The following is a 6,250-nucleotide window of genomic DNA, read 5'->3' on the forward strand; positions in this document are numbered from 1 at the left end:
GATCACGATACTATTTATTGTGCTGTTTTTTCCATTGATTGCCTTGCTGATAGCGCCCTACAGGGTGCTGTGCTGCACGGCGACGACGGACTTCTTTGGGATTCAGGTGTAGCGGACGATAGACTTCGAGACGATCACCAGCGTTTAAAATATGCTGGTCTGGATCTTTGATACGCAAGCCAAATACACCCAGCGCCAGTGGTTCAGGCAACTCGACTTGTTCGGCTAAACCACTCTGTTCAAGGGCTTGCCGTGCGGTTAAATTGCTTTGATAAGGGATATGGATCGAATACTGTTGTTCGGGTGTGCAGTATACGATCCAGATCTGTGCTGTAGGCGCTGTTTGCTTTGTCATCATTTAACCAATACTTAATTGAGGATCAATGCTTGTAGCCAAGCGATGAGCGCCACCACAATGGAAATAGGCATGACAATACGGACAAAAATACGCCAAATATTATACGTTGCTTCACTGCTAAAATTGAGTGATTTACGTAAATGACTGATTTTCATCAGCCAGCCAGCGAAGATGCTATAAGCCAAGCACAGCACTAAACCAATCAAGACTAATGCGGCAAAAAGTATATTGCTGATTGGTAATGCCCAAACTAGCAAAGGCAATAGCATGATTACAGCTTGAATTGGTAATGCGATTTGACGATGAATCAGTTGATCCCGAACGGCTTGTAGCATGAAACCTGAGATTGCCAGCGCGGCGATAAGCAGAGAAATTGCTTGCGCCATTGTCATCGTCTGGTTGACCGATAACATGGCAAGCAAGCCAAGTGCTTGTGCAATCCAGATTGGCAGTACGATCGGTGTGCTACTCGACTTTTCTTGCGCATGCTGAGCGACCGATTGCCAGTACAAGCCTAATCCTAAACCACCTGTGACTAATGTTAATGCAACGACTTTGCCCCATTCTGCAAAGCTAATCGCTGTCCATTGCCAAGTGCCATGCCCAGCCATCAAGCCTAAGCCAATAAATGCAAGCGTGGCAATCGCAGCAATGCTGATTAAAATCAGGCGTGGCAACATGGATACTGCCACAGCAACAATGGTAAGAATCAGCATAATAATGCTTGGATTGAGCGCCACATCCAAATGTGGTGTCAACGTCCCTTGTGCAAAATACAACATTGCACCCGCAATCAGCGGTACGGTAATGATTGCCAACCAACCAACACTACGCCAACGGGTAGAGCGATCTGCATCACGGGTGAGCTTCATCAAGCCTTGCAGGGGCGAGCTTTGTGTACGCTTTGCCAGACCAATTTCCATATACAGCGCAGGTAATGCCAAAAGCAACATGGTCACCAACCACAAGAGCAGAAAATCATATTGCTGATAAGCGACTAAGCCTAAAGTAGGTGCCAGCGTGAGGCTAAATAAAAATGACAAACAAAATGCCAGAACTGGTGTCATCCACGAAGATTGCTGTTGCATCATATCATTGCTAAAGAAATTAAAATCTTGTGCGCTATTTTGCCTTTGTCACGGCTTAAAAGCAAAACTAAAACAGTTAATCTTCGGCTTTATGATGAATCACACGCATGATGACATCCATCTGATAGCCACGATATTGTAAGAATCGAATTTGTTTGGCTTTGATTTTTGGATCGCTCGCCACATCCTCACCAAATTTTTTGATTTTACAGGCGAGGGCTTCAGCAAACCAATCCACTTCACTCAGATCATGTTCTGCAAGCGTGCTGTCGATATGATATTTTTTTAATTGTTGTTGAATGCGCTGTGGTCCTCGCCCTTGACGCAAATTGCTACGCACTAACATGCCTGCCATGCGCTCGTCACTTTGATAATTTTGCTGTGCTAATTCATCTAATAACGCATCGACTTCGCTAGGAATAGCATCTTTCTCCAGCAATTTTGACCGTAGTTGGGCTTTTGAAAATTCTTTTTTGGCGAGATAGGCAAATGCCAATGAGCGCAGTCGCTGTCCAGTCAGCGCTTTGCCTGTTGCGGTTTCCTTTTGCGATACGTCGTTAAATGCTGAATCAGCGTCAGTCATGGCTTCAGTTTATTCATAGATAAGATGTGGTGAGTGAAATTCATCAGATAAATTTGCGATGCGATTGCAGTGGCATGGATTCACGGATGGTTTGCTGTGCCTCAAGGTCAAATGGTGCAAGGATCAATTGTGCGCCGTCGCCCTCAGTATGCGCCATAATTTTACCTTGCGCTTGGCAGATCATGCTGCGCCCCCAAGTTTGACGCTTGCCATGCCAGCCTTGTTGTGCTGCGCCCAAAGTCATGCATTGCGTATCCATGGCGCGTGCCTGTAGAAGCAATTGCCAATGCATCTCGCCAGTCGTATAAGTGAACGCTGCTGGCATAGTAAGAATATCTGCGCCTAGTGTACGCAAGTGAATCGCGAATTCAGGAAAACGCACATCATAACAAACCATCAGACCAATATTGCCAAAAGGCGTTTCTGCGATGATGGCTTGATCGCCTGGCTCGAATACTTTCGACTCTTGATAGCCACCGATATGATCGCCCACTTGCACATCGAATAAATGAATTTTATCGTAGCGTGCAACGGTTTTTCCTTCAGGACTGATACATAGACTTACGGTACGCACTCGACCATCAGGGACTATTTTGCCATCTGGACGATAGGGGCAGGGTAATGTACCAGCAATAATCCAGATTTGATGTTTAAACGCCAGTTGTTCAATGCGCTGTTTCAGCTCATCAAAGCGTTGTGCGGTTTCGGGTTGTTTGCCCGCAGCGAAGCAGGCAAAATTCTCAGGTAGAACGATCAGCTCAGCATGCTGTGCTTTAGCCTCAATGATGAGGCGTTCTACCGTGGAGAAGTTGGCATCAATATCATTTTGGGAATTGAGCTGTGTGACAGCGAGTAAAGCCATGCGCTTACTCCTGATTTGTATAATGCGCAGAGAAGCGTATTAAACTTTGGAATTGTAGGCTTCTGGTTGAACGTAGGCTTGTTCTTTTTGCAGTTGTTTGACCAAAGGCTCAAACATATTTTGATTGCTTTCATTCAGTTGCATCAAGGTACGGTGTGCTTCGAGCACGGTTTTGAGCATAGTTGAATGGGTGACGTTTTCATCCACCAAGGCTTTGGTACAGACGTCAGAAGTCCCGCAATAATTCAAGATCACGAATACTTGATTTAGCCCCATACTATTCGCAAGGGTAGTAATATCAGGATTGGTAGACAGCATCACGGCTTGAATATGATGATTCGACATCAATTTTAGACCGAGTTTTGCCAAGATACCGAGCACGGTACTATCAATAAACGTGGTTTCGGTAAGATCTACAATTGCGCCAACAACCTGTTCACTTTGATCCATTCTGTTGAGCAATTTATCTAAACTTATGCAGCCATGAGCACGGACTTCGCCTACAATTTTAAAAATGTGGGTACCGTTTAAACTTGCATATTCAATATGACCGATAGACATAGACATGCCATGATTAAAAGACATACATAATTATCACATAGCGCCTATATGTCCGCAAGTATTGCACTATAAATATTCTGCTTGATATTTGATAAATTTATTAAAAACAATGGCTTGATTAAACTCACATTAGGCTAAAGTAAAGTGTTTTGGATTATAGCTACACTAAAATATTGTAAAAAAATCGACAAAAATTGTTGAAAATTTACGCAGAATTGGCGGAATAGATAACAACGGTAAAAGTTTATTAAAATGTGATTTTGTAGAGTTTAATCGTGGCTTTCTGCTGATCGAATAATTTTTAACATCGCAATATCATCATTGACCTGTGCAGGTGGATTAAAATTTCCTGCTTGGAGGTCTTGTAAGAGTAGTTGAAATTGATCATTGATGCCACCTTTGTAAGGCTCTAGCGCACCATCCGAGCAGATAATAAATTGACTCTCTGCGTGCATATCAACGACAACTTTTTCGACTTTTAAATCTTCAGTTAAACCGAGTGGAAAGCTACTCGAATGAAAAATCTGTGGCTCTTGCCCTTTGCAAATATGCAGTGCAGGCGGAAAGTGTCCAGCATTAATGCATTGTAATTGATGTGACTCGAGATCAATCATGCCAGCGATCATGGTAATGTGCTTTTCAATATTTTCCTTGATTAGCATTTCATTGAGTTTTAAAACCAAATGTTCAGGAGAATGGGCGCGTTTATGAAATCCAGCCAACCACGACGTTAGTAAGCTACTGGTGACCCCATGTCCAGACACATCGGCGAGATAAAACAGAATTTTATGTTCATCAACCTGCCAAAAATCAATCCAATCCCCTGAAAGATAAGCAGTCGGTTGAAATAAATATTTAAACTGATATTGCTGAAATTGTTCAGGGGAGGGTAATAATCGTCGTTGCAATTCTGCTGCAGTGGGTAAATCTCGACTGTCTTGATTGCGCTTATATTGCGCTTCGATTTGTTGTAATTTATCAAAGGGTTGTTCGGGTAAATCTTCCCATATCCATCCTGCAAGCGCCCCTTTTTGCCAAGCCTGACTCAGTGCTGCACCTTCATCCTCTAGAGCAATGACGACCGTGGGGCAATCCCATTGATGATTCAAAAAGTCGTGCACATCTGCAATATAGATTTGATTGGGATCACACATTTCGACTAAGGTTAATTTTACCCACTCGATATCGGCGAACAAGATTAAGGCTTTATCTAGTTGTCGGAGTTCTCGAGATGGGTAAATGAAATACATAAATACAGCTAACCTAATCGTTGGGTGGCGATAATTTATTGTGTCGGTAATGGGTTCTGATTGGCATCGTCTTGAAGCTGTGGATCATCGGTTGACGTTTCATTATCTTGATCATCAATCGTTGTTCCATCATCATCGAAACTATCTTCCATGAACATATCTGTAGTTGGATCTTCACCTCGACGAACCGCGATATCATAATTACGACGTTGCAAATACACATCACGAAGCGCAGCGTACTGATCGCCTTGTACCACAGAATCTAATTCTAAAAATTGAGCACGAGAGTCGATACCTTCAAGGGCAACCATGCTCCAAAAAATCTTATCATCTTTGTACAAATATCCTTGTGGGCGAGCGAAAGTATCGACAGCCAGCATACCGAATCCATCACGGAATGTACTCGGCCCAAACATAGGTAGTACGATGTATGGTCCTGAGGGAACGCCCCAAACACCCAATGTATTCCCAAATGTCTCATTTTCCGAGGTCAGGTTTTTGCGCTTGGCAATATCCGCCATACCTAAGCTGGTGACGGTATTCAGTACAAACTTGCCCAAAGTTTTAAATGATTTCTTCGGCTTGCCTTGTAGCATTTGGTTGGTGGAGTTCCATGGATCACGCATGTTGTTGCGGAAATTACTAAAGCCACCACGCACATCTTCAGGAATTTTCTCTTTATATTGCACAGCAACAGGGCGAACCACGTGCTTATCTAAGGTGTCATTGAAATGATAAATTTTGCGATTTAACGGTTGCAGTGGATCCTTAACCGCCTCAGGTTGTGCCGCTTTAGCATCGACTTTTAATTGATCTTTATGAATGTTTTTGAGCGTTTCGATGGTGTGAGAACGTGGCTTTTTATGAGGTTGATCCACTTGCGCATCAGACGGAGTTGTACTCGTAGCTGATTCATCGGCTGAAGATGTTGCTTCGACTGCTGTATCTGTAGCGTCTTGTGCAAAAACCATTGGTGCATACAAAACCGCACTACAAAGCACATATTTTAATAATGGAGTGGACATAAAACACCAAAAATCTAAGAATAACTTTGATCATACCAAGGAATGCAACGAACGAAAACAATAGATTTGCATAATGCACCGTAAAAACAGGCGAATGCATATAGAAGCAAAGGAAAATAAAATTGGTGATAAATTGGACGCTTGGAAAATAAAAATAAGAAATGGGGTTGCGTTGGTTTTGGAATGGTGTAGAATGCGCACCTATCGGCGGAGATGCAGATTAAAAATTATTGATAAACAATGACTTAGCTAAATTGGTTGGGTTTTAAGTTTAGAAATAAGATTTAAAAAATATCTAAATTTCCAGTTGACTTTTTAGAGATAGAGAGTAATATAGCCGACCTAGCTTGATGCTGACGAAGCATTGAGAAGATCATTAAGAGTTAAAGAAGAACAACTTGTGTGGATTTTTGCTGGTTGATTCATTGATATATTTCATTGATTGAATTGGTAGGAATTACTCGAAGTTTATTTGAGCGAATTTTTAGTCAGTAAGATTAATGAGCCAGATTTAGTCACTTAG

The 6,250-nt window shown here is 42.4% G+C and carries 7 protein-coding genes; all 7 read right to left on the reverse strand.

The features are described 5' to 3' along the window. Positions 1-10 precede the first annotated feature (10 nt). Positions 11-355 (reverse strand): RnfH family protein, encoded by a 345-nt coding sequence (locus BLQ60_RS05870; RefSeq protein ID WP_092617456.1) that lies wholly within the window; start codon positions 353-355, stop codon positions 11-13. Positions 356-369: 14 nt separating this feature from the next. Further along, positions 370-1,446 carry a hypothetical protein gene (locus BLQ60_RS05875; RefSeq protein ID WP_092617317.1) on the reverse strand — a complete coding sequence of 359 codons (1,077 nt, stop codon included), beginning with the start codon at positions 1,444-1,446 and terminating at the stop codon, positions 370-372. A gap of 76 nt (positions 1,447-1,522) precedes the next feature. Beyond that, positions 1,523-2,029 carry a regulatory protein RecX gene (locus BLQ60_RS05880; RefSeq protein ID WP_092617320.1) on the reverse strand — a complete coding sequence of 169 codons (507 nt, stop codon included), beginning with the start codon at positions 2,027-2,029 and terminating at the stop codon, positions 1,523-1,525. Between the two features lie 43 nt (positions 2,030-2,072). Further along, complete coding sequence (locus BLQ60_RS05885; RefSeq protein WP_092617324.1) at positions 2,073-2,891, reverse strand: carbon-nitrogen hydrolase family protein; 819 nt, start codon at positions 2,889-2,891, stop codon at positions 2,073-2,075. A 39-nt stretch (positions 2,892-2,930) separates the two neighbouring features. Further along, positions 2,931-3,452: an anti-anti-sigma factor GigB gene (gene gigB, locus BLQ60_RS05890; protein WP_092617327.1), complete on the reverse strand. Its 522-nt coding sequence runs from the start codon at positions 3,450-3,452 to the stop codon at positions 2,931-2,933. A 269-nt stretch (positions 3,453-3,721) separates the two neighbouring features. Then, entirely contained in the window at positions 3,722-4,702 is a 981-nt protein-coding gene (locus BLQ60_RS05895; protein WP_092617330.1) for a PP2C family protein-serine/threonine phosphatase, read from the reverse strand. A 35-nt stretch (positions 4,703-4,737) separates the two neighbouring features. Then, entirely contained in the window at positions 4,738-5,727 is a 990-nt protein-coding gene (locus BLQ60_RS05900; protein WP_092617333.1) for an MlaA family lipoprotein, read from the reverse strand. Positions 5,728-6,250 lie beyond the last annotated feature (523 nt).

It is taken from the genome of Acinetobacter marinus (genome assembly GCF_900096915.1).
GTDB lineage: Bacteria > Pseudomonadota > Gammaproteobacteria > Pseudomonadales > Moraxellaceae > Acinetobacter > Acinetobacter marinus.